General features: G+C 74.6%; 1 protein-coding gene and 1 pseudogene. Both read left to right on the forward strand.

The features are described from left to right. Positions 1-202: pseudogene (locus ACOV8S_RS29350) on the forward strand (MFS transporter); the annotation flags it as partial. Positions 203-464: 262 nt separating this feature from the next. Next, positions 465-1,256, forward strand: a complete 792-nt coding sequence (locus tag ACOV8S_RS29355) for a carbon-nitrogen hydrolase family protein (RefSeq protein WP_448321516.1) — start codon at positions 465-467, stop codon at positions 1,254-1,256. Positions 1,257-1,306 lie beyond the last annotated feature (50 nt).

The following is a 1,306-nucleotide window of genomic DNA, read 5'->3' on the forward strand; positions in this document are numbered from 1 at the left end:
GCTGCAGGCGGCGATCCGGGGGCCCGGGCGGGCGACGATCCCCTCCGTCGCGGGGATGGGCACCGACCTCGCGGTGATCGCGACCTACGCGGCCTACGGCGTCCTGTCCCTGCCGCACGGCCTCACCTTCGCCCTGCTCGCCACCGCCTACGCCGCCCCCGCGGCCCTGCTGATCATCCGCCGCACCGGGGCCCCGCGGTGAAGAACTGCTTCCACGTCGCGGGGCCTCGCGGTGGGGGGGCCTGCTCCCGCGTCGCGGGGCCCCGCGGTGAGGGACTGGTCCCGTGTCGCCGGGTCCCGCGGTGGGGACGCAACGAATCGTCGGAAGGGGCGGGGAACACGCAACGTTTCGGGCGGTTGTCCGCAACGGATGCGTATTGTCCGCCCCGAGCCGCGGACCGTACTGTCGTCTGCGCGGCGAAACCGCAGCTCAACACCCCCACCTTCCCGTCGGAGACCCCGTCATGCGCACCGCCCTGCTCCAAAGCTCCGGCCGCCCCGGCGAGGTCGACGCGAACCTGCGGGTCCTCGACGCCGCGGCCGCCCGCGCCGCCCGCGCGGGGGCGGAACTCATCACCGCACCGGAGATGTTCCTGACCGGCTACGCGATCGGCGACGACGTCCCGCGGCTGGCCGAGCCCGCCGACGGCCCGTCCGCCCAGGCCCTCGCCGCCGTCGCGGCCCGCCACGGCATCGCCATCGCCTACGGCTACCCGGAGCGCGACGGCGAGCAGGTGTACAACTCCGTGCAACTGATCTCCGCGGACGGCGCCCCGCTCGCCGGCTACCGCAAGACGCACCTCTACGGCGACTTCGAGCGCGGCCACTTCACCCCCGGCGACAACCCCGTCGTCCAGGCCCGTCTCGGCTCGCTCACCGTGGGGCTGCTGATCTGCTACGACGTGGAGTTCCCGGAGAACACCCGGGCCCACGCCCTGGCCGGCACCGACCTCCTCCTGGTGCCCACCGCCCTGATGCACCCCTACCGGTTCGTCGCCGACTCCCTCGTCCCGGTGCGGGCGTTCGAGAACCAGATGTACGTCGCGTACGTCAACCGCACCGGCCCCGAAGGAGAGTTCCGGTTCGTCGGGCTCTCGACGGTGGCCGCCCCGGACGGCGTCGTGGTGGCCCGGGCCGGCGAGGGGGAGGAACTGCTCCTCGCCGACGTCGACCCGCTGCTCCCGGCCGCCTCCCGCAAGGTCAACCCCTACCTCGAGGACCGCCGCCCCGGCCTCTACGGCTCCCTGGCCGTCTGATCCGCCCGCGCCCTCGCGCCCCCGGGCCCCGCGCCCTCGCACCACCGTCC

It is taken from the genome of Streptomyces sp. CO7, assembly GCF_053474865.1.

Excerpts from the sequence above, each read along its gene's own strand:
- ACOV8S_RS29355 (WP_448321516.1), top strand. The coding sequence starts at position 465 with ATGCGCACCGCCCTGCTCCAAAGCTCCGGCCGCCCCGGCGAGGTCGAC.